The following is a 19,804-nucleotide window of genomic DNA, read 5'->3' on the forward strand; positions in this document are numbered from 1 at the left end:
CCTCTGGTTACGCCTCGAAGGCTGCATGGCATGTGAGTGCTCAACCTTCACTTTAGTTTGCTTTGGCCGATCCCTGCTTGCCATCGCTGCTTGGCTGGGGGCACTCTTGGGTGAATGTCACCGCCCCAATGTGGGAGCGGGCATGCCCGCGAACACCGGCGAAGCCGGTGCCAGCCACCGCGTTGGATTTTTCGCGGGCATGCCCGCCCCCACAGGAAGGGCGTGGAGCCTGGAAGGGATGCAACGGAGAGAGGGGCCAATGACCGATATCGATGTGCGCTTGCGTGAAGATGTGCATGTGTTGGGTGAACTGCTGGGCGAGACCATCCGCCAACAGCATGGCGATGCATTCCTGCAGAAGATCGAAGCCATTCGCCACAGCGCCAAGGCCGACCGTCGCGGCCCCGGGGAGCAACTGAGTTCGACCCTGGCAGACCTTGCCGAGGAAGACCTGCTACCCGTGGCCAGGGCCTTCAACCAGTTCCTTAACCTGGCCAACATGGCCGAGCAGTACCAGTTGATCCGCCGCCGCGATGCCGACCAGCCCGAGCCGTTCGAAGCGCGGGTGCTGCCCGAGTTGCTGGCGCGGCTGAAGCAGGCCGGGCACAGCAACGATGCCCTGGCCCGGCAGCTGGCGAAGCTGGATATCCAGCTGGTGCTCACGGCACACCCCACCGAAGTGGCGCGGCGCACGCTGATTCAAAAGTACGATGCCATTGCCGGCCAACTGGCTGCCCAGGACCACCGCGACCTGACCCCGGCAGAACGCGAGCACGTGCGCGAACGCCTGCGCCGGTTGATCGCCGAGGCCTGGCACACCGAGGAAATCCGACGCACCCGGCCGACCCCGGTCGACGAGGCCAAGTGGGGCTTCGCCGTGATCGAGCATTCGTTATGGCACGCCATCCCCAGCCACCTGCGCAAGGTCGACAAGGCCTTGTTGGACGCTACCGGGCTGCGCCTGCCGCTGGAGGCCGCCCCTATCCGCTTTGCCTCGTGGATGGGCGGGGACCGCGACGGCAACCCCAACGTGACCGCCGTGGTGACCCGCGAGGTGCTGCTGCTGGCCCGCTGGATGGCTGCCGACCTGTTCCTGCGCGACATCGATGCGTTGGCCGCCGAGTTGTCCATGCAGCAGGCCAACGCCGCCCTGCGCCAGCAGGCCGGCGACAGCGCTGAACCCTACCGGGCGGTGCTCAAGCAGTTGCGCGACCGCTTGCGCGCAACGCGTGCCTGGGCGCACTCGGCGTTGAACAGCAGCCAGCCGCCCAGCGCCGAGGTGCTGGTCGACAATCGTGACCTGATTGCCCCACTGGAACTGTGCTACCAGTCCCTGCATGAGTGCGGCATGGGCGTTATCGCCGAGGGGCCGCTGCTGGACTGCTTGCGCCGCGCGGTCACATTCGGCCTGTTCCTTGGTCGGCTCGACGTGCGCCAGGACGCGGCCCGGCACCGTGACGCCCTGACCGAAATCACCGATTACCTGGGCCTGGGCCGCTACGCCGACTGGGATGAAGAGCAGCGCATCGAATTCCTCCAGGCCGAGCTGAAAAACCGCCGGCCGCTGCTGCCGGCACACTTCAAGCCGCAGGCGGATACGGCCGAGGTGCTGGCCACCTGCCGCGTAGTGGCGGGTGCACCCGCTGCCTCGTTGGGCTCTTACGTCATCTCCATGGCCGGGGCTGCCTCGGATGTGTTGGCGGTACAACTGCTGCTCAAGGAAGCTGGCCTGACCCGGCCGATGCGCGTGGTGCCATTGTTCGAAACCCTCGCCGACCTGGACAACGCCGGGCCGGTGATGCAGCGCCTGCTGGGCCTGCCAGGTTACCGTGCAGGGCTGCGCGGCCCGCAGGAGGTCATGATCGGCTACTCCGACTCCGCCAAGGACGCCGGGACCACCGCAGCGGCCTGGGCGCAGTACCGTGCCCAGGAAAACCTGGTGCGTATCTGTGCCGAGCATCAGGTCGAACTGCTGCTGTTCCATGGCCGCGGCGGCACTGTGGGCCGTGGCGGTGGGCCTGCCCATGCGGCGATCCTGTCACAGCCACCGGGCTCGGTGGCTGGGCGTTTCCGTACCACCGAGCAGGGCGAGATGATCCGCTTCAAGTTCGGTTTACCGGGCATTGCCGAGCAAAACCTCAACCTGTACCTGGCTGCCGTACTCGAAGCCACGCTGTTGCCACCGCCGCCGCCGCAGCCGGCCTGGCGCGAAGTCATGGACCAGCTGGCCGCCGATGGCGTCAAGGCGTACCGCAGTGTGGTGCGGGACAACCCGGACTTCGTCGAGTATTTCCGCCAGTCGACGCCGGAACAGGAACTGGGGCGCCTGCCACTGGGCAGCCGCCCGGCGAAACGCCGCGCCGGTGGCATCGAAAGCCTGCGGGCCATCCCATGGATCTTCGGCTGGACCCAGACGCGGCTGATGCTGCCGGCCTGGTTGGGCTGGGAAACCGCGCTGAGCAATGCCCTGGCGCGTGGCCAAGGCGAACTGCTGGCGCAGATGCGCGAACACTGGCCGTTCTTCCGCACCCGCATCGACATGCTGGAAATGGTACTGGCCAAGGCGGATGCGCAAATTGCCGAGGCCTACGACGAACGTCTGGTGCAACCGCAGCTGCTGCCTTTGGGGGCGCACCTGCGCGACCTATTGTCGCAGTCTTGCCAGATAGTGCTTGGCCTGACCGGGCAGCCGGTGCTACTCGCGCACAGCCCCGAGACACTGGAATTCATCAGCTTGCGTAACACCTACCTGGACCCGCTGCACCGCCTGCAGGCCGAATTGCTGGCGCGCTCGCGCAGCCGCGAAGCCGCTCTGGACAGCCCATTGGAGCAGGCCTTGCTGGTAACGGTGGCGGGCATTGCCGCCGGCTTGCGCAACACCGGTTGAGCGCAGGGCCGTGTGCGGCAGTCGGCATGCCGTAACGGCTGTACGGCAGCAGCGAAAGGGTGGTTGCGCCGGGCGCAACCACCTGCCTGCTTGGTCGCAAGTGGCGCATTCCTGCAACTTTGGGACGCTTGTCTGGCTGCCGGGCGCTGTGTATCTTGAGCAGCCCTCTGACCGAATTATGGTCATACCCGATTTTCCGGACTTGGCCCTGGTCGCCGAATCCATTGAAGTTCATAAAAAAATTTGAGGAGCACAAGATGCGCGTTATTCTGCTGGGAGCTCCCGGGGCCGGTAAAGGTACTCAGGCAAAGTTCATCACCGAAAAGTTCGGTATCCCCCAAATTTCCACCGGTGACATGCTGCGTGCTGCCGTCAAGGCCGGCACCCCGCTGGGCCTGGAACTGAAGCAAGTCATGGATGCCGGCCAGCTGGTGTCCGACGAGCTGATCATCAGCCTGGTCAAGGAGCGCATCGCCCAGCCGGATTGCGCCAACGGCTGCCTGTTCGACGGCTTCCCACGGACCATTCCACAGGCCGAAGCCATGGTTGCGGCCGGTGTCGATATCGACGCCGTGGTTGAAATTGCCGTCGACGATGAAGAAATCGTGGGTCGCATGGCAGGTCGCCGTGTCCACCTGGCCTCGGGCCGTACCTACCACATTCAGTACAACCCGCCGAAAGTGGAAGGCAAGGACGACGTCACTGGCGAAGACCTGATCCAGCGCGACGACGACAAGGAAGAAACCGTTCGCCATCGCCTGTCGGTCTACCACAGCCAGACCAAGCCGCTGGTGGACTTCTACCAGAAGCTGTCGGCGGCCAATGCTGGCAAGCCGAAGTACAGCCACATCGAAGGCGTAGGCTCGGTTGAAGCCATCACTGCCAAGGTCCTGGCAGCCCTGAGCTGATCCAGCACCTGGCGCACGGTCCGCTTTTTGTGGGAGCGGCCTTGTGTCGCGAAAGGACTGCACAGCAGCCCCATCAATTTTTGCCACGTCGCTGACACCCTGGGGCCGCTTTGCGGCCCTTTCGCGACGCAAGGCCGCTCCCACAGGGGCCATACAGCGGCCCCTTGGGGACACAACGGCGCAGCTGCTCTATAATGCCGCACTTTTTCTTCGCACCTGGATACCCGTTCGATGACCACCCTGTTGGCCCTGGATACCGCCACCGAAGCCTGTTCCGTTGCGCTGCTGCATGACGGCAAGGTAACCAGCCATTACGAGGTGATCCCGCGCATGCATGCCCAGAAGCTGCTGCCGATGATCAAGCAGTTGCTGGCCGATTCCGGTGTGGCACTGAATGCGCTCGATGCCATCGCCTTTGGCCGGGGCCCGGGTGCATTCACCGGTGTGCGTATCGCCATCGGTGTGGTACAGGGGCTGGCGTTCGCCCTCGAGCGCCCGGTGCTGCCGGTCTCCAACCTTGCCGCGCTGGCCCAGGGCGCGTTGCGCGAGCAAGGCGTGCAGCAGGTCGCCGCGGCCATCGATGCGCGTATGGACGAGGTGTACTGGGGGTGCTACCAGGCCACGGCGGGGGAAATGCGCCTGGTCGGCAGGGAGGCCGTGTTGCCACCCGAGCAGGTGGCGCTGCCGTTAGAGAGCACCGGTGCCTGGTTCGGTGCCGGCACGGGTTGGGGTTATGCCGAACGCCTGGCAGTGAAAGTCGCGGCCAGCGATGCCCAGGCCCTGCCCAGCGCTGTGGACGTACTGGCCCTGGCCGGTTTTGCCTGGGCGCGTGGCGAGGCAGTTACCGCCGAACAGGCGCAGCCGGTGTATCTGCGCGACAATGTAGCTACCCCGAAGCAGCAATGACTGCTGTCCGTCGGTTATTGCCGATCACACTAAAACCTTTTGCGCAATCTGTGGTCCAGTTATCAATGAAGCATTAGCGACGGAGCTCTGATGCTGCTAAATTGCCATCATTGATCCCGAGTGCTCATGCCATGCGTATCGACGGTTTCTCATCGCAGTACCCGATCAAGCGCACGCCGCGCAAGGCCGCGGTGCGCGAGGATGCGGTCGATGATGCAGAGGTCGTCGATGACCTTGAAGCCGCGCAACCTGAGCCCGCCGCTCGCCGCCTTGGCGCTGGTCTGCCAGCCCGCCAGCAGGACATGGTTTTCCCTCGCGCCCGTGACCGGCGTACCGCCAATGCCTTGGCCAGTTACCTGAGCACCGCCGGTTTTACCGACTGGGACATGGAAGTACTAGGGCTCGACCTGTACATTTGATGGATGAGTCCATCACCCCTGCCTTACTTTCTCGGTTGCCCGTCATGGAGTGAAAACGCCTGGCGCGACTACCTGTACCCCGCCGACGCCAGCAGCGGCCAGATGCTGGGCTTCTACAGCCAGGTGTTCAACGCGGTAGAGGGCAACACCACCTTCTACGCCCGGCCTGCCCCTGGCACCCTTGCCCGCTGGGCACAGGTAATGCCCGCACATTTCCGGTTCACCGCCAAGTTCCCCCGCGACATCAGCCACGCTGGTGACCTGCGCGACCAGCTGGAGCCTGCCTTCGATTTCACCCGGTTGATGGCGCCATTGGGCAGGCGAGTGTCCCCCTACTGGTTGCAATTGCCGGCCCAGTTCGGCCCTGCGCGCCTGGGCGAGCTGTGCCATTTTCTGGATGAGCTGGCGGTGCCTGTGGCAGTTGAAGTGCGTCACCAGGCGTTTTTCGCCAAGGGTGAAGAGGAGCGCATGCTCAACCGGGTGCTGCACGAGCGCGGCGTCGAGCGTATCTGCCTCGACCCGCGCGCGCTGTTCAGCTGCACTTCGCGTGACCCTGCCGTGCTGCATGCGCAGTCGAAAAAGCCCAAGGTGCCGCCGCGCCCGGCCGCCTTTACCCAACACCCGCAGGTACGCTTCATCGGCCACCCGGAACTGCAAGCCAACGACGTGTTTCTCACCCCGTGGGTAGACAAGGTGGCCAGCTGGATCGAAGAAGGCCGCAGCCCCTATATCTTCCTGCATACCTCGGACAACCGCCTGGCGGCGGCACTTGTCCGGCATTTTCACCAGCGCCTGATGCTGCGTTTGCCGGGCCTTGCCGCGCTGCCGGAATTGCCGCGCGCACCCGAGGTCGAACAACTGGGGCTACTGTGACCCTTCCCTGACTGCCGGAGGTTCCACCATGGATGTGCAAACCCTGCGAGCCGAAGCCTTCAAGGCCTTGCACCAGCGTGACGGTGCATTCGTCATCCCCAACCCGTGGGATGCCGGGTCGGCCAGGCTGTTGGCGAGCCTGGGCTTCGAAGCGCTGGCCACTACCAGCGCCGGCCTGGCCTTCAGCCTGGGCCGCCCGGATGCCGAAGGGGCCCTGAGCCTGGACGACACATTGGACAACGCCGGTGAAATCGTCGACGCTACCGCGTTGCCGGTGGCCGCCGATCTGGAAAACGGCTTCGGCGACCTGCCCGAGGACTGCGCGCAGACCATTCTGCGTGCCGCCGAGGTTGGCCTGGTGGGTGGGTCTATCGAAGACGCCAGCGGCCGCCATAATGCGCCCATCTATGATATCGGCCTGGCGGTGGAGCGTGTACGCGCCGCAGTGCAGGCTGCCCGGAGCCTGCCGTTCCCGTTCACCCTGTGCGCCCGTGCAGAAAACTTGCTGCACGGGCGCATGGACCTGGACGACACCATCCTGCGCCTTCAGGCCTACGCCGAAGCGGGGGCCGATGTGCTGTATGCGCCTGGCCTGCGAACGGTGGAAGAAGTGCGCGCGGTGGTGCAGGCCGTGGCCCCGCGGCCGGTGAACGTGCTGATGGGCATGGCCGGCGTGGCGTTGAGCGTCAACCAGTTGCAGGACCTTGGCGTGCGCCGCATCAGCCTTGGCTCGTCGCTGGCCCGTGCGGCCCTGGGTGCGTTGCAGCGGGCCGCACTGGAAGTCCATGACCAGGGCACCTTCGGCTACGCAGACCAGGCTTTGCCGTTCGCTCAGCTCAACGACCTGTTCCGCCGTTGATGCGGGCCCTGACGCTGCTGGCCGGCCTGCTGTTGTTGGCCGTGCTTGCCTGGCAACAGGGCTGGCGCCTGCCCGCGCCGTGGAACCCCTGGGCGCCGTTGGATGTGCGCCAACCACCCAATTGGCTGACCCCCTACAAGCTGGCGCGGCTGCGGGATGACCCCGCGCTGTGCCGCCAGGCACTGGCCACCAGCCAACTGCGCTACCGGGCACAGGCCGACAGCCCGGCCTCGGCCAACTGCCCGCTGGAAAATGTGTGGCGTATCGAAGCCGGCAAGGCGCGCCTGAGCAGCAGCTTTCTGGCCAGTTGCCCGCTGGCGGTGGCGTATGCACTGTTCGAAAACCACGCCTTGCAGCCTGTCGCGCAGCGGGTGTTGGGTCAGCCGGTGACCCAGGTCGACCATTTGGGCAGCTTTGCCTGCCGCAACGTCTACCACCGCAAGCAGGGCCGCCTGAGCCAGCACGCGACGGCCAACGCCCTGGACATCAGCGGCTTTCGCCTGCAGGACGGTCAGCGCATCGTTCTGGCGCGTGACTGGCAGGCGGGTGGGGCCAAGGCGCAATTCCTGCGCGAGGTGCAGCAGGCTGCCTGCCAAAGCTTCAGCACTGTGTTGGGGCCCGACTACAATGCCGCGCACCACAATCACTTCCACCTGGACATGGGCCGCTGGCAGGTCTGCCGCTAAGGTCAGGCGTAGGCGCGCACGTTGTTCAGCACCACCGGGCGCGCCCAGTGGAGGTCGAACGCCAGGTCGGTCTGCTGCTTGCTCAGCGTGGCATCGTCGAACGGTTCGGCGGCGGGTGGCAACAAGTCGCTTTCCAGTTCGGCGATGGGCAGGAACAGCGGGCGTGGGCTAGGGCCCGGTCCGGGCTCGGGCAGCGGCTGACCCTGGCTCATCACCACCGGGCGCAGCCAGCTGTTGTTGATGTCGAGCTGGCGCTGTTGCTCGATCAGTTCCATGGCGCTGAAAGGCTCGGGGGCCGGCGGCAGGAGGCTGGCTTCCAGCTCGGCCTTGGGCAGAAACAGCGGCTCGGGTGGGACTACGCGGGTATCCTGCACCGGGCAGGCGCGCTGCGCGTCGATCATGGCCAGCGCGCGGGCGCCGCCGGTCGGTTCGCCGCTGTCCTGGTCGTACTGCACGAACGACTGGCTGATGCTGTCTACCGACTCTTCCTGGCGCTCGGCCATGGCCCGGGCGAAAAAATCCTGCCACAGGTGGCTGACGCCCCCGAGTGCCTGGGTGTTGTGCTGACTGTAGTTGCCGACAGGCGACAAATAGGTCAAGCCGATGGGAAGAGTATCTGACATGGCAGTCGCGCGCGTTGTGCTCTGGCAGAATAGCGGGATATTGCCTGTATCGGCCGTGGCGGCCGATACCTTAACGGCTGGGTTCAATTTCTAGGTGTTGAAGATGGAAGAGCAGGGCGCAGGTATCCGGGTCGAGGCGCTAACGGCCGAATTCGCAGCACAGGCCGCTGCATGGGCCGAGCGCCTGGCGCTGCCGTTGCAGGGCGATGAGGCCGGGTTTGCCGTGCAGGTGGGCGTTGATGGCTTGCAGATCCAGCAATTGGGCCCGCAGGCACCGGGGCCGGTGCGGGTGGACTTTGTCGAAGGCCAGGCCGCGCACCGGCGCCAGTTTGGCGGTGGCAACGGGCAGATGATCGCCAAGGCCGTGGGCATCGCCCAAGGCGTGCGACCGCAGGTGCTGGATGCCACGGCGGGGCTGGGCAAGGACGCGTTCGTGCTGGCCAGCCTGGGCTGCCAGATGACCTTGATCGAACGCCAGCCGCTGATAGCCGCGCTGCTGGAAGATGGCCTGGCGCGCGCCCGGCTGGATGAAGAAGTGGGGCCGATTGTCGGGCGCATGCGCCTGCTGACCGGCAATGCCATCGAGCGCATGCGCGCCTGGGAAGGCGAGGCGCCGCAGGTGATCTACCTCGACCCGATGTTCCCGCATCGCGACAAGAGTGCTTTGGTGAAGAAGGAGATGCGTGTGTTCCGGCCCTTGGTCGGTGACGACCTGGATGCCCCGGCCCTGCTCGAAGCCGCCCTGGCGCTGGCCAGCCACCGGGTGGTGGTGAAGCGCCCACGCAAGGCGCCGATCATTGACGGGCCGAAACCCAGCCATAGCCTTGAGGGCAAGTCGAGCCGGTACGACATCTACCCGAAGAAAGCGCTTAAAGCCTGACCTTTATCTGACCGGCTATTGCGGCCGATGTGGGAGCGGGCGAGCCCGCGAAGCAGGCACCGCAGTGGTTGGCACGGGCTGCGCCCGTGTTCGCGGGCCTGCCCGCTCCCACAGGCATTGAGCAAGATTCAGCATTCGAGACAACAGGGCTGCCGCCAAATGCCCGTGTCTGCTTCACGGCTGAAACGCCCGCAAGAACACCCCAACCACCTCGCGCACATGCGCTTCTGCCTCATCACCTTCCAGCGGCCCCGCACAGCCGAGCAATAGCCGGTAATCCGGGGCCCCCTTGACCAGGCAGAAGAAGTGCTCCGCTGCCCGCAGCGGGTTGTCGATACGCAGCAGCCCACGCTCATCCGCCTCGCGCAGCAGCGCTTCCATCCCGGCCAGCACACGCTTGGGCCCGGCCTCGTAGAAGTACTCGCCAAAGCTTGCATCCAGGCTGCCCTGGGCCATGATCAGGCGGCTGAGCTTGACCGCTTCGTCACTGCTGATCAGCGCCTGGAAACCACGGGCGATGTTCAGCAGCACGTCTTCGACCTGCGCACCCGCGGGGTACTCGAACAACAGGTCCGGCAGCTGAGTCTGGCAAGTGGCCATGACCGCTGCACAGAACAGCGTCTGCTTGTCGGTGAAGTGGCTGTACACGGTGAGCTTAGAAACACCTGCCGCCGCAGCGACCGCATCCATGCTGGTGTTGGCGTAGCCAAGGCTTAAGAACAGCGACTTGGCAGCTTCGAGAATCGCCTCGCGCTTGGCCAGGTCCTTGGGCCGGCCTGGGCCGATGGGTGCGTCGTTGGGCATTGTGGTCTGCATGTGGTTGATCAAGCTCCCATATTACCGGCTGGAGCGGTTTCCAGCAGTGATCGTAGCCATCGTCAGGCGATTTCTTATCGACGCTGGCTTCTCGGCAGCAGTTCCCTGACTTAATATACCCGCCAGTACAAATATTCGAAGTACCCTCTGCGAAAGGATTCATCATGTTGCGCCAGGCCTTGTCCATCGCGTTGCCCGCCGCCGTCGCCGTGCTTCTGGCGGCGTGCGAACAGGAAGCCGCCGCCCCCGCCGCCCCGCGCCCGGCGTTGGTGGTGCAGCCGCAGCCAGCCGAAGCGGGGGCCGCCAGTTACCCCGGTGAGGTGCGTGCGCGCTTCGAGCCGGAACTGGCGTTCCGTATTGCCGGCAAGGTCAGCAAGCGGCTGGTCGAAGAAGGGCAGCAGGTCAAGGCCGAGCAACCGCTGGCCGAGCTGGACCCGCAGGACGTACGCCTGCAACTGGAAGCTAACCGCGCACAACTGGCCGCCGCCGAAGCCAACCTGGCACTGGTGCGCACCGAGCGTGATCGCTACCAGAAGCTGCTGGACCGGCAGATGGTCAGCCATTCTCAATATGACAATGCCGAAAACCTCTACCGTGCCGGCCTGGCCCGCCTGAAGCAGGCCAAGGCGCAGTTCGACGTGGCCGGGAACCAGGCAGCCTATGCCGTATTGCGTGCGCCCCAGGCCGGGGTGATTGCCAAGCGCCAGGTGGAAGTGGGCCAGGTGGTGGCCGCTGGGCAAACCGCCTTCACCCTCGCCGCCGATGGTGAGCGCGAGGTGGCCATCGCCCTGCCAGAGCAGCAGTTCGCCCGGGTCGCCATCGGCCAACCGGTGAGTGTGGAGCTGTGGTCGCACCCGCAGGCGCGCTTCCAGGGGCGCATCCGCGAGCTGTCACCCGCGGCCGATCCGCGCTCGCGCACCTTCGCCGCCCGCATCGCCTTCACCACGTCGGCTGCCCCGGCCGAACTGGGCCAGAGCGCCCGGGTATTCATTGCTACCGAAGGCCTGATCCCATTGTCTGTACCGCTGTCGGCGGTCACCGCCGAAGACGGCCAGGCCTATGTCTGGCGGGTGAACAAGGACAGCCGCCTGGAGCGGGCCGTGGTGCGCCTAGGTGCGTACGGCAACGATAGCGTGCCCGTGCTCGAAGGGCTGGCCGCCGATGACTGGGTGGTGGCCGCCGGTGGTCATGTATTGCGTGAGGGGCAGCGGGTACGCCCCGTCGACCGCAGCAACCGCGTAGTGAACCTGACGGCCAAGGAGTAAGTCCCGATGGGTTTCAACCTTTCTGCCTGGGCGCTGCGCAACCGCCAGATCGTCCTGTTCCTGATGATCCTGCTGGCGGCCATTGGCGCCATGTCCTACACCAAGCTGGGCCAGAGCGAAGACCCGCCGTTCACCTTCAAGGCCATGGTCATTCGTACCCTGTGGCCCGGTGCCACGGCCGAGGAAGTGTCGCGCCAGGTAACCGAGCGCATCGAGAAAAAGCTGATGGAAACCGGTGAGTACGAGCGGATTGTCTCGTTTTCCCGGCCTGGCGAATCGCAGGTCACGTTCATGGCCCGCGACTCGCTGCACTCCAAGGACATTCCCGAGCTGTGGTATCAGATCCGCAAGAAGGTCGCGGACATTCGCCATACTTTGCCGCCGGAAATCCAGGGCCCCTTCTTCAACGACGAATTCGGCACTACCTTCGGCAATATCTATGCACTGACCGGCAAGGGCTTCGATTACGCCGTGCTCAAGGACTATGCCGACCGGATCCAGATCCAGCTGCAGCGGGTCAAGGACGTGGGCAAGGTCGAGCTGATCGGCTTGCAGGACGAGAAAGTCTGGATCGAACTGTCCAACCTCAAGCTGGCTACCCTGGGGGTGCCGCTGCAAGCGGTGCAGAACGCCCTGCGCGAACAGAATGCAGTCAGCACCGCCGGCTTCTTCGAAACCCCCAGCGAGCGCCTGCAACTGCGGGTAAGCGGTCGCTTCGACAGCGTCGAGCAGATTCGCCAGTTCCCGATTCGGGTGGGCGACCGCACCTTCCGCATTGGCGATGTCGCCGAAGTGTACCGTGGCTTCAATGACCCACCCGCACCGCGCATGCGCTTCATGGGCGAAGAGGCCATTGGCCTGGCGGTGTCGATGAAGGATGGCGGCGACATCCTGGTGCTGGGCAAGGCGCTGGAAAGCGAGTTCGAACGCCTGGCGCACAACCTGCCGGCCGGCATGGAGTTGCGCAAGGTCTCGGACCAGCCCGCGGCGGTCAAGGCCGGTGTCGGCGAGTTCGTGCAGGTGCTGGCCGAGGCGCTGGTCATCGTGCTGCTGGTCAGCTTCTTCTCCCTGGGCCTGCGGACCGGCCTGGTGGTGGCGCTGGCCATCCCCCTGGTGCTGGCCATGACCTTCGCGGCCATGCATTACTTTGGCATCGGCCTGCACAAGATTTCGCTGGGGGCGCTGGTACTGGCCCTGGGCTTGCTGGTAGACGATGCGATCATTGCCGTGGAAATGATGGCGATCAAGATGGAGCAGGGTTACGACCGCCTCAAGGCGGCCAGTTACGCCTGGAGCAGCACGGCCTTCCCGATGCTCACCGGCACCCTGATCACCGCAGCGGGCTTCTTGCCCATCGCTACGGCGGCCTCCAGCACCGGCGAATACACCCGCTCGATCTTCCAGGTGGTGACCATTGCCTTGCTGGCATCGTGGCTGGTCGCCGTGGTGTTCGTGCCTTACCTGGGCGAGCGCCTGCTGCCCGACCTGGCCCGGCTGCACGCCGCCCGTCATGGCCAGGCGCCAGACCCTTATGCCACGCCGTTCTACCAGCGTGTGCGGCGGGTTGTGGCGTGGTGTGTACGGCGCCGCAAGACGGTGATCCTGCTGACCATCGCGGCCTTCATCGGCAGCATCCTGCTGTTCCGCTTCGTGCCCCAGCAGTTCTTCCCGGCGTCCGGGCGCCCGGAACTGATGGTCGACCTGAAGCTGGCCGAAGGTGCATCGCTGGCCAATACCGCCGAGCGCGTCAAGCAATTGGAGGCGCTGCTCGCGCAGCAGGATGGCATCGACAACTATGTGGCCTACGTGGGCACCGGTTCGCCGCGCTTCTACCTGCCACTGGACCAGCAACTGCCGGCCGCCAGCTTCGCCCAGTTCGTGGTGCTGGCCAAGTCGATGGACGACCGCGAGCGCCTGCGCAGCTGGCTGATCGCCACGGTGGACCAGCAGTTCCCCGAGTTGCGCGCCCGGGTCACCCGCCTGGAAAACGGCCCGCCCGTGGGTTACCCGGTGCAGTTCCGGGTCACGGGCGAGCACATCGAGAAGGCGCGGGCGCTGGCCCGTGAGGTGGCCGCCAAGGTGCGCGAGAACCCGCATGTGGTGAATGTGCACCTGGACTGGGAGGAACCGAGCAAGGCGGTGTTTCTGAGCATCGACCAGGACCGTGCCCGTGCGTTGGGCGTGAGCACCGCGCACCTGGCGAGTTTCCTGCAAAGTTCGCTGACCGGCACCACCGCCAGCCAGTACCGCGAAGACAACGAGCTGATCGAGATACTGCTGCGCGGTACGCTGCAGGAGCGCAGCGAGCTGGGCAACCTGGGCAGCCTGGCGTTGCCGACCGACAACGGCCAGAGCGTGGCGCTGTCGCAGGTCGCGACCCTCGAGTATGGCTTCGAGGAGGGCATCATCTGGCACCGTAACCGCCTGCCGACGGTGACCGTGCGGGCAGACATCTACGACAAGGCGCAACCTGCGACACTGGTGAAGCAGATTCTGCCTTCTTTGCAGGGCATTCGCGCCAAGCTGCCCGACGGTTACCTGTTGGAAGTGGGCGGCACGGTGGAAGATGCCGAGCGCGGGCAGAAATCGGTGAACGCCGGCATGCCGCTGTTCATCGTGGTGGTGTTGAGCTTGCTGATGATCCAGCTGCGCAGCTTCACGCGCACGCTGATGGTGTTCCTGACCGCGCCACTGGGGTTGATCGGCGTGACCCTGTTCCTGCTGGTGTTCCGCCAGCCGTTCGGCTTTGTCGCCATGCTCGGCACCATTGCCCTGGCGGGGATGATCATGCGCAATTCGGTGATTCTGGTTGACCAGATCGAGCAGGACATTGCAGCAGGGATGGACCGCTGGCAAGCGATCATCGAGGCCACGGTGCGGCGCTTCCGGCCGATCGTGCTGACCGCGCTGGCCGCGGTGCTGGCCATGATCCCGCTGTCGCGTAGCGTGTTCTACGGGCCGATGGCGGTCGCGATCATGGGTGGCCTGATCGTGGCCACGGTGCTGACGTTGTTGTTCCTGCCGGCGTTGTACGCGGCCTGGTTCAGGGTAAAGCAGCGTTGAAGACCCAGGCGCGAGCGTGCAGGCAGCTTGCGCCCTGGGTGTTGAAGGCGCCGGCCCTTACCAGCTCAGGCAGCTGTTGGTGCGGCCTTTGCACGGGCCGTGGCCGCTGACGGCGGCAGGTGCTATGCGGGCCTGGTCCTGAGCGACGAAAGTCTCTTTCCAGGCCAGGCGCTTGCCGTGCGGGTTACGGTTGGTGGCCTGGTAGCGCAGGCTTACCTGGTAAGCATGGCCTTCCTTGAGCGTTGCCCCATCGATCATGAAGCTGAAGGTCTGGGGCAGCGCCAGTTCGCCTTGCTGCTCGATGGTCAGCACGGGCTGCAGGACGGAACTGCCTTTGGCAGCGCCGAAGCCCTCCAGTTTTTCACTCAGGACCAATACGTAACTCGCCGAAGCGTCCGGTGTTATCCGGTCTTGGCTTTCGCAGTCGATGAATATCTGGAAATGTGGGGTGGAGGGCATAGCGGAAACTCCTCGTCGAAAAGAGCCGCCATCCTGCACCCTGCTGTTGGCCGAGGGAGCGGGGAAAGGCGGTACAGGCAAAACGACGCAGAGGCAGCGGCCGCGCGGGTTCACGCAGACCGCTGCTGTGGCACCACGCGTTATCAGAGCGTGCCGAAGACCTTCTTGGCCAGGCTGGTAGCTGCGGCGGCCGGGTTCTGGCGAATGTTCTGCTCTTGCTTGCCGATCATCTCGAACAGACCGTCCAGCGCCTTCTCGGTCACGTAGTTCTCGATGTTGGCGTCATCCTTGACCAGCCCCAGGCCTTTGGCCTGCGCGGCGAAGGCGTTGTACTGCTGAGCCACGCCAACCTGGTCGGTGGCCTGCTTGACGACCGGCAGGAACTTGGCCCGAATCTGCTCGCGGCTGCTCTTGTTCAGGTACTGGGTGGCGGAGTCGTCACCGCCGCTGAGAATGCCCTTGGCGTCGGTCACGCTCATGTTCTTCACGGCGTCTACCAGAATCGCCTGAGCCTGCGGCACGGCCTTTTCGGCGGCCTTGTTCATGCTGGCTTCCAGGGCTTCGACCTGTTCGCCCTTGCCGAACATCTTCATCGCTTTGGCGGCCTTGCCCAGGTTGCCCGGCAGTTCGATACGCACGTCCGGGTTGTTGTTGAAGCCGCCTGGGGTGCTGAGCTGCTTGACCGCCAGCTGCGCGCCTTGGGTGAGGGCATCTTTCAGGCCGCCGGTGGCGTCCTTCTGGCTCAGGTCGCCCAGCGACAGGGCCAGCGCGCTGGCCGACAGCAGCAGGCCGGCGCACAGGGTGGTGAAGCGCAGGGAAGTGCGGATCATGAAGCGTTCCTTGTAAACAGATGAATACGGGTATCAGCGAACCTGGTCGAGCTTGACGCGCACGGGTTGCGGGTCGGAGCCGTCGAGCAGCACGCCATGGTGTTCGGTATTGATGAACAGCAGTTTGCCGCCCAGCTCGATGCGCGCGCTCAGCGCATAGCGGTGGCCGGGTTTGACCTGGCGCGGATCGTAGCTGAGGTGGAACGGCAGCGGCACGTTGCCTTTGACCGGGCCGGCCTGGCGGGCCAGGGTCACGGCCGGGGCGTCCAGCAACGACACGTCCTGCAGTTCGACGCTCAGGGTGGCGGCCGGGGGCAGGGCAATGCGCTGCAGGTAGAAGACTTCGCCATCCAGGCTGGCCTGGGCGGGCGGGGTTTGGCTGGAGCAGGCTGCGAGCAGGGATGCGCAACACAGCATAAAGAGCTTTTTCATGGAATCTCCGTTGTCCTTGGAGCCGGCTTGTGGCCAACCCCAGGGACTTTAGCGGATTTTCCCTAATCAATCATGGAGCACGACCAGGGGCGTCGCCACGTTATCGACCACCACGCGTTCGGTGCCAGACAAGGTGTGAGGGTTTACGGCGTGGTGGGTGGTGTTGATGAACTGCAGTTGCCCGTTCTGCTCGATGCGCACGGCCAGCACGTAGCTGCCGCGCGGGTCGAGCTTGCTGAGGTCGCAGGCCAGTTGCAGCTTGATCGGCAGTACACCGGCGCACTGAAGGCGCAGCTCGGCCTGGCTGACGGCCGGCGCGTCGGCACGGGACACGTCGAGCAGGCTCAGTAGCACCTGGGCGGAGGCTGGCAGGTAGTTGTCGCTGGAAGAAACGATTTCGACGTCGATCGATTTGATCTGGTTCATGGTAGTGCTCCTTGAGAGGGGGAAAGCACGGCGATGCTGTCCCCTCTCAAGGCCTGGCGGCAGACAGAAAAGCTACCCTTGCACCACGTCTGAAGGCTCGTCGCGATGCAGCGCCACCTGGCGGATGGACAGGCGCAGCTCGGCCGACAGCACGCGCTTGGCCACGCCCTCGGCCAGTTCGCCGAGCTTGTCGTGGTAACCCAGCTTGCCTTGGGCATCGGCATGCAGCACGCCTTGCTGGAGCAAGGTCTGGATGAAGTGGCGGAACAGCGTCTTGTCGAAGAACTCCGGGGCATTCAGGCCATGCAGGATCGACAGGCGCTGGGCCATCATCACGCACAGGTCTTCCAGCGCTTCGGCGCTGAGGCTGTTCTGCCCGCTGTTGAGCAGCAGGGACGTGGCCATGTAGAAACGCTGCAGCGTCTGGGTGATGGTGCGGGCGAGCAGGGTCAGCAGCACGAACTGCCGCGAGCTGGGCGGCGGGCGCACATAGATGTCGTTGTCCTGGCGCAGCAGGCCTTGCTCGACCAGCGCCGCCAGCCACTGGTCGATGACGTCGTCCAATTGCTGCGGCGCCCAGCGCAGGAACAGTTCGGCCTGCAAATACGGGTACAGCGCGTGCACATATTGCCCCAACAGTTCGCGGCTCATGCGCGAGCTGCTGAGGAAGAAGCTGGCCAGCAGCGCCGGCAGGGCGAAGATGTGCAGCACGTTGTTGCGGTAGTAGGTCATCAGCACCGCATTGCCTTCGTCCAGGTACAGGATGCGGCCCAGGGCGTCCTTCTGCTCGGCGACCAGGTTCATGCCGCGCACGTGTTCGATCAAGGCCTGGCCGTCACCCTCGGGCAGGGTGATGTGCGGCGAGTAGGGCACCTGGCGCAGCAGGGCCAGGTACAGGTCGAGCACGCGGACCAGGGCGCGTTCATCCAGGGCCAGGCGGCTGGTGGACAGCAATGCCATGGCCACCAGGTTGACCGGGTTGATGGCCGCCGCCTCGTTGAGGTGGCGGGCCACGGTCTCACCCAGGCGATGGGTAGTGGCGTTGAGCCAATCCGGGCGGTATTGCGGGCCATGCTCCTGCTCACGCCAGCCAGGTTGTTGCTCGTCGAGGAAGCCGGCCAGGCGGATCGGCTCGCCAAAGTTGACCGACACCTGGCCAAAGCGCTGCCTCAGCGCGCCGAACACCTTGAAGATATCGAATATCGACTCTTTCTTCTTGCTGGCACCGCGCAGCTCGCCCAGGTAGGTGCGGCCTTCGAGCACGCGCTCATAGCCGATGTAGACCGGCACGAACACGATGGGCGTGCGCGACGAACGCAGGAAGCTGCGCAGGGTAATGGCCAGCATCCCGGTGCGCGGTTGCAGCATGCGCCCGGTACGGGAACGGCCGCCTTCGACGAAGTACTCCACCGGGAACCCCTTGGTGAACAGGGTGTGCAGGTATTCGTTGAACACCGCGGTATAGAGTGGGTTGCCCTTGAAGGTGCGGCGCATGAAGAACGCCCCGCCACGGCGCAGCAGGTTGCCGACCACCGGCATGTTGAGGTTGATGCCCGCGGCCACGTGCGGTGGCGTGAGGCCGTTGCGGAACAGCAGGTACGACAGCAGCAGGTAGTCGATATGGCTGCGGTGGCAGGGCACGTAGATCACTTCGTGGCCGGGCGCGATGCCCTGCACCTGCTCGATGTGGTTGACCTTGATGCCGTCGTAGATCTTGTTCCAGAACCAGCTGAGCACCACCTCCAGGAAGCGGATGGCAGTGTAGGTGTAGTCAGAGGCAATCTCGTTGCCGTAGCGCAAAGCCTGGGCTTCGGCCTTGGCCAGCGGCAGGTTTTCGCGCTGCGCCTCTTCGGCGATGGCCTGGCGCACCAGCGGTGCATGAACCAGCCCCTTGACCAGGTTGCGCCGGTGCGAAAGGTCGGGGCCGATGACCGCGGTCTTGAGGTTGCGAAAATGCACGCGCATCAGGCGCTGGGCCATGCGCACGGTGCGTTCGTGGCCTTTGTTGTGCTGCACCAGTTCGCGCAGGTGGATGGGGGCAGAGAACTGCACGCGGGTTTTGCGCCCGAGTATCAGTACGGTCAGCAGCCGCCGCAAACGCCCGGTCACTGCCCAACTGTCGGCAAACAGCAGTTTCCACGGGCTGGACTCGCTGGCCGGGGTCTGGCCCCAGAACACGCTGACCGGAATGATCTGCGCATCTTCCTCGGCATGCTGGGTAACGGCAGCTACCAGGCGCTCGAGGGTGGGCGGGGCGCCACGCTTGTCCTGGCGGCCCAGCCAGTCGGGGTCGGGGGTCAGGTAGAAGAACGCAGCGGGTTCCTGCAGCGGACCGACCGTTACCGGCAGCACCGGGCGCGGCAGCCCTGCCTTGGTGCACTCGTGGTCGAGTACGACCAGGTCGGTGAGCGCCGGCGTAGGCAAGGCGTAGATCACTGGCCGGCTGCGGTCCAGGTTCAACGACATGGCCGACTGGTTGATGGTTTCGGAGCGCACCCACAGGTACAACAGGCGACGCAGGGCGCCGAAAATCAGGCGGCGCAGGGGGGAACGGGTCATGGGGTGTGTGCCCTGGGTGTGATGTTCAGGTGAGTATCCAGTTAATTAGTCTGCCGTATGTGCGTAAGTTCAGCAAAAATCGGCCAACAGCGGGACCGTCATCAATTTTTTTTGTGCTGTGGCATATACTCGGCCTGCCACTTGCAGGTTATTTCGGCAAGCGGCGTTGGCACGGGGCAGGTAAGCCCATGCCTGCACGGCGATCTTCACAATAAAAAACCGGAGTAGTTCAGATGTCGTCTCGTGAGACTGGGAATGTAAAGTGGTTCAACGATGCCAAGGGTTATGGCTTCATTCAGCGCGAAGGTGGTGCGGATGTATTCGTCCACTATCGGGCGATTCGCGGTGAGGGCCATCGTACCCTGGTCGAAGGGCAGCGGGTTGAATACGCTTGCGTGCAGGGCCAGAAAGGCCTGCAAGCCGAAGACGTGGTAGGCCTCTGAGCCTTAAGCTATAAGCTTCAAGCTGCAAGTGACCGTGTACTTGCAGCCTGATGCGAGCCTTCTTGAAACTTGCAGCTTGAAGCTTCAAGCTCAAGACGTACGCCAGGTGATTTCCTCTTCACCGTCGGCGCTGATGCGGACCCAGCGGTCGGCATCTTCCTCGCCGTCTTCCTCGACCCAGCCACCCGGCGCGCAGCGTACTTCCACCCCCAGTGCGGCGAATGCAGCGCGGGCGCAGGCAATATCGTCGGCCCAGGGGGTCTGGTCGCTTTCCAGGTACAGGCTGTTCCATTTCCCTACAGCCTTCGGTAACCAAGTGACCGGAATGTTACCGGCCTGGCATTTGAAGGTCTGGCCTTTCTGCTTCCATTCGCTGCACGGGCCGATCGCCTGGGCAAGCCACCCGGCAATCTGTTTGTGGTCGACGTCGGCGTCCTTCAGGTAGATCTCGATATCAGGTTGGCGCATAA

Annotated in this window: 19 protein-coding genes; 11 read left to right on the forward strand and 8 right to left on the reverse strand. The window is 64.6% G+C overall.

Going from position 1 to position 19,804, the window contains the following annotated elements; translation table 11 throughout:
* Positions 1-259 precede the first annotated feature (259 nt).
* The 7 genes from ppc to DMX12_RS14335 all read left to right on the forward strand — a co-directional run bounded on the left by ppc (position 260) and on the right by DMX12_RS14335 (position 7,538).
* On the forward strand, positions 260-2,887 hold the full coding sequence (gene ppc, locus DMX12_RS14305) for a phosphoenolpyruvate carboxylase (protein ID WP_054890345.1): 2,628 nt from the start codon (positions 260-262) through the stop codon (positions 2,885-2,887).
* A gap of 257 nt (positions 2,888-3,144) precedes the next feature.
* Positions 3,145-3,795 carry an adenylate kinase gene (adk, locus tag DMX12_RS14310; protein ID WP_110678221.1) on the forward strand — a complete coding sequence of 217 codons (651 nt, stop codon included), beginning with the start codon at positions 3,145-3,147 and terminating at the stop codon, positions 3,793-3,795.
* 231 nt (positions 3,796-4,026) lie between these two features.
* Positions 4,027-4,701: a tRNA (adenosine(37)-N6)-threonylcarbamoyltransferase complex dimerization subunit type 1 TsaB gene (tsaB, locus tag DMX12_RS14315; RefSeq protein WP_009686987.1), complete on the forward strand. Its 675-nt coding sequence runs from the start codon at positions 4,027-4,029 to the stop codon at positions 4,699-4,701.
* Between the two features lie 131 nt (positions 4,702-4,832).
* The gene (locus DMX12_RS14320; protein ID WP_054912872.1) at positions 4,833-5,120 is read left to right on the forward strand and encodes a hypothetical protein; all 288 of its coding nucleotides are present in this window, start codon (positions 4,833-4,835) and stop codon (positions 5,118-5,120) included.
* Between the two features lie 3 nt (positions 5,121-5,123).
* On the forward strand, positions 5,124-5,993 hold the full coding sequence (locus tag DMX12_RS14325; protein ID WP_110678223.1) for a DUF72 domain-containing protein: 870 nt from the start codon (positions 5,124-5,126) through the stop codon (positions 5,991-5,993).
* A gap of 28 nt (positions 5,994-6,021) precedes the next feature.
* Complete coding sequence (locus DMX12_RS14330; protein ID WP_110678225.1) at positions 6,022-6,852, forward strand: oxaloacetate decarboxylase; 831 nt, start codon at positions 6,022-6,024, stop codon at positions 6,850-6,852.
* Positions 6,852-7,538, forward strand: a complete 687-nt coding sequence (locus DMX12_RS14335; RefSeq protein ID WP_110678227.1) for an extensin family protein — start codon at positions 6,852-6,854, stop codon at positions 7,536-7,538. Before DMX12_RS14330 ends, DMX12_RS14335 begins: the two co-directional genes overlap by 1 nt.
* A gap of 2 nt (positions 7,539-7,540) precedes the next feature.
* Here the strand turns inward: DMX12_RS14335 and DMX12_RS14340 are convergent, their stop codons facing one another.
* A complete protein-coding gene (locus DMX12_RS14340) occupies positions 7,541-8,161 on the reverse strand; it encodes an energy transducer TonB (RefSeq protein WP_110678230.1) in 621 nt (206 codons plus the stop codon).
* Positions 8,162-8,264: 103 nt separating this feature from the next.
* Here DMX12_RS14340 and DMX12_RS14345 point away from each other — a divergent pair, with 103 nt between their 5' ends.
* Positions 8,265-9,041: a class I SAM-dependent methyltransferase gene (locus DMX12_RS14345; protein WP_110678233.1), complete on the forward strand. Its 777-nt coding sequence runs from the start codon at positions 8,265-8,267 to the stop codon at positions 9,039-9,041.
* A gap of 174 nt (positions 9,042-9,215) precedes the next feature.
* Here the strand turns inward: DMX12_RS14345 and DMX12_RS14350 are convergent, their stop codons facing one another.
* On the reverse strand, positions 9,216-9,857 hold the full coding sequence (locus tag DMX12_RS14350; protein ID WP_110678288.1) for a TetR/AcrR family transcriptional regulator: 642 nt from the start codon (positions 9,855-9,857) through the stop codon (positions 9,216-9,218).
* Between the two features lie 164 nt (positions 9,858-10,021).
* Here DMX12_RS14350 and DMX12_RS14355 point away from each other — a divergent pair, with 164 nt between their 5' ends.
* Together DMX12_RS14355 and DMX12_RS14360 are read left to right on the forward strand one after the other, a co-directional pair.
* Positions 10,022-11,122 carry an efflux RND transporter periplasmic adaptor subunit gene (locus DMX12_RS14355; RefSeq protein ID WP_110678235.1) on the forward strand — a complete coding sequence of 367 codons (1,101 nt, stop codon included), beginning with the start codon at positions 10,022-10,024 and terminating at the stop codon, positions 11,120-11,122.
* A 6-nt stretch (positions 11,123-11,128) separates the two neighbouring features.
* The gene (locus DMX12_RS14360; RefSeq protein WP_110678237.1) at positions 11,129-14,185 is read left to right on the forward strand and encodes an efflux RND transporter permease subunit; all 3,057 of its coding nucleotides are present in this window, start codon (positions 11,129-11,131) and stop codon (positions 14,183-14,185) included.
* Between the two features lie 57 nt (positions 14,186-14,242).
* Here DMX12_RS14360 and DMX12_RS14365 read toward each other — a convergent pair whose 3' ends face one another.
* From DMX12_RS14365 to plsB, 5 genes are all read right to left on the reverse strand, one after another.
* Positions 14,243-14,644 carry a hypothetical protein gene (locus DMX12_RS14365; protein WP_110678239.1) on the reverse strand — a complete coding sequence of 134 codons (402 nt, stop codon included), beginning with the start codon at positions 14,642-14,644 and terminating at the stop codon, positions 14,243-14,245.
* Between the two features lie 143 nt (positions 14,645-14,787).
* Positions 14,788-15,474 carry a DUF4197 domain-containing protein gene (locus DMX12_RS14370; RefSeq protein WP_110678241.1) on the reverse strand — a complete coding sequence of 229 codons (687 nt, stop codon included), beginning with the start codon at positions 15,472-15,474 and terminating at the stop codon, positions 14,788-14,790.
* Between the two features lie 33 nt (positions 15,475-15,507).
* A complete protein-coding gene (locus DMX12_RS14375; RefSeq protein ID WP_110678243.1) occupies positions 15,508-15,906 on the reverse strand; it encodes a YbaY family lipoprotein in 399 nt (132 codons plus the stop codon).
* 66 nt (positions 15,907-15,972) lie between these two features.
* A complete protein-coding gene (locus DMX12_RS14380) occupies positions 15,973-16,332 on the reverse strand; it encodes a YbaY family lipoprotein (RefSeq protein ID WP_110678245.1) in 360 nt (119 codons plus the stop codon).
* 72 nt (positions 16,333-16,404) lie between these two features.
* Positions 16,405-18,891, reverse strand: a complete 2,487-nt coding sequence (gene plsB / locus DMX12_RS14385; RefSeq protein WP_110678247.1) for a glycerol-3-phosphate 1-O-acyltransferase PlsB — start codon at positions 18,889-18,891, stop codon at positions 16,405-16,407.
* A 233-nt stretch (positions 18,892-19,124) separates the two neighbouring features.
* On the opposite strand from plsB, the gene DMX12_RS14390 reads away from it, so the two are divergent.
* A complete protein-coding gene (locus DMX12_RS14390) occupies positions 19,125-19,334 on the forward strand; it encodes a cold-shock protein (protein ID WP_003252255.1) in 210 nt (69 codons plus the stop codon).
* 90 nt (positions 19,335-19,424) lie between these two features.
* Here DMX12_RS14390 and DMX12_RS14395 read toward each other — a convergent pair whose 3' ends face one another.
* Entirely contained in the window at positions 19,425-19,802 is a 378-nt protein-coding gene (locus tag DMX12_RS14395) for a hypothetical protein (protein ID WP_009686969.1), read from the reverse strand.
* Positions 19,803-19,804: the final 2 nt, after the last annotated feature.

Origin of the sequence: Pseudomonas sp. MB-090624 (genome assembly GCF_003205245.1) — a bacterium.
In the GTDB taxonomy this organism is placed as follows: Bacteria; Pseudomonadota; Gammaproteobacteria; order Pseudomonadales; family Pseudomonadaceae; genus Aquipseudomonas; species Aquipseudomonas juntendi.

Coding starts and splice junctions, on each gene's coding strand:
- ppc (WP_054890345.1), top strand. CDS start 260: ATGACCGATATCGATGTGCGCTTGCGTGAAGATGTGCATGTGTTGGGT.
- adk (WP_110678221.1), top strand. CDS start 3,145: ATGCGCGTTATTCTGCTGGGAGCTCCCGGGGCCGGTAAAGGTACTCAG.
- tsaB (WP_009686987.1), top strand. CDS start 4,027: ATGACCACCCTGTTGGCCCTGGATACCGCCACCGAAGCCTGTTCCGTT.
- DMX12_RS14320 (WP_054912872.1), top strand. CDS start 4,833: ATGCGTATCGACGGTTTCTCATCGCAGTACCCGATCAAGCGCACGCCG.
- DMX12_RS14325 (WP_110678223.1), top strand. CDS start 5,124: ATGAGTCCATCACCCCTGCCTTACTTTCTCGGTTGCCCGTCATGGAGT.
- DMX12_RS14330 (WP_110678225.1), top strand. CDS start 6,022: ATGGATGTGCAAACCCTGCGAGCCGAAGCCTTCAAGGCCTTGCACCAG.
- DMX12_RS14335 (WP_110678227.1), top strand. CDS start 6,852: ATGCGGGCCCTGACGCTGCTGGCCGGCCTGCTGTTGTTGGCCGTGCTT.
- DMX12_RS14340 (WP_110678230.1), bottom strand. CDS start 8,161: ATGTCAGATACTCTTCCCATCGGCTTGACCTATTTGTCGCCTGTCGGC.
- DMX12_RS14345 (WP_110678233.1), top strand. CDS start 8,265: ATGGAAGAGCAGGGCGCAGGTATCCGGGTCGAGGCGCTAACGGCCGAA.
- DMX12_RS14350 (WP_110678288.1), bottom strand. CDS start 9,857: ATGCAGACCACAATGCCCAACGACGCACCCATCGGCCCAGGCCGGCCC.
- DMX12_RS14355 (WP_110678235.1), top strand. CDS start 10,022: ATGTTGCGCCAGGCCTTGTCCATCGCGTTGCCCGCCGCCGTCGCCGTG.
- DMX12_RS14360 (WP_110678237.1), top strand. CDS start 11,129: ATGGGTTTCAACCTTTCTGCCTGGGCGCTGCGCAACCGCCAGATCGTC.
- DMX12_RS14365 (WP_110678239.1), bottom strand. CDS start 14,644: ATGCCCTCCACCCCACATTTCCAGATATTCATCGACTGCGAAAGCCAA.
- DMX12_RS14370 (WP_110678241.1), bottom strand. CDS start 15,474: ATGATCCGCACTTCCCTGCGCTTCACCACCCTGTGCGCCGGCCTGCTG.
- DMX12_RS14375 (WP_110678243.1), bottom strand. CDS start 15,906: ATGAAAAAGCTCTTTATGCTGTGTTGCGCATCCCTGCTCGCAGCCTGC.
- DMX12_RS14380 (WP_110678245.1), bottom strand. CDS start 16,332: ATGAACCAGATCAAATCGATCGACGTCGAAATCGTTTCTTCCAGCGAC.
- plsB (WP_110678247.1), bottom strand. CDS start 18,891: ATGACCCGTTCCCCCCTGCGCCGCCTGATTTTCGGCGCCCTGCGTCGC.
- DMX12_RS14390 (WP_003252255.1), top strand. CDS start 19,125: ATGTCGTCTCGTGAGACTGGGAATGTAAAGTGGTTCAACGATGCCAAG.
- DMX12_RS14395 (WP_009686969.1), bottom strand. CDS start 19,802: ATGCGCCAACCTGATATCGAGATCTACCTGAAGGACGCCGACGTCGAC.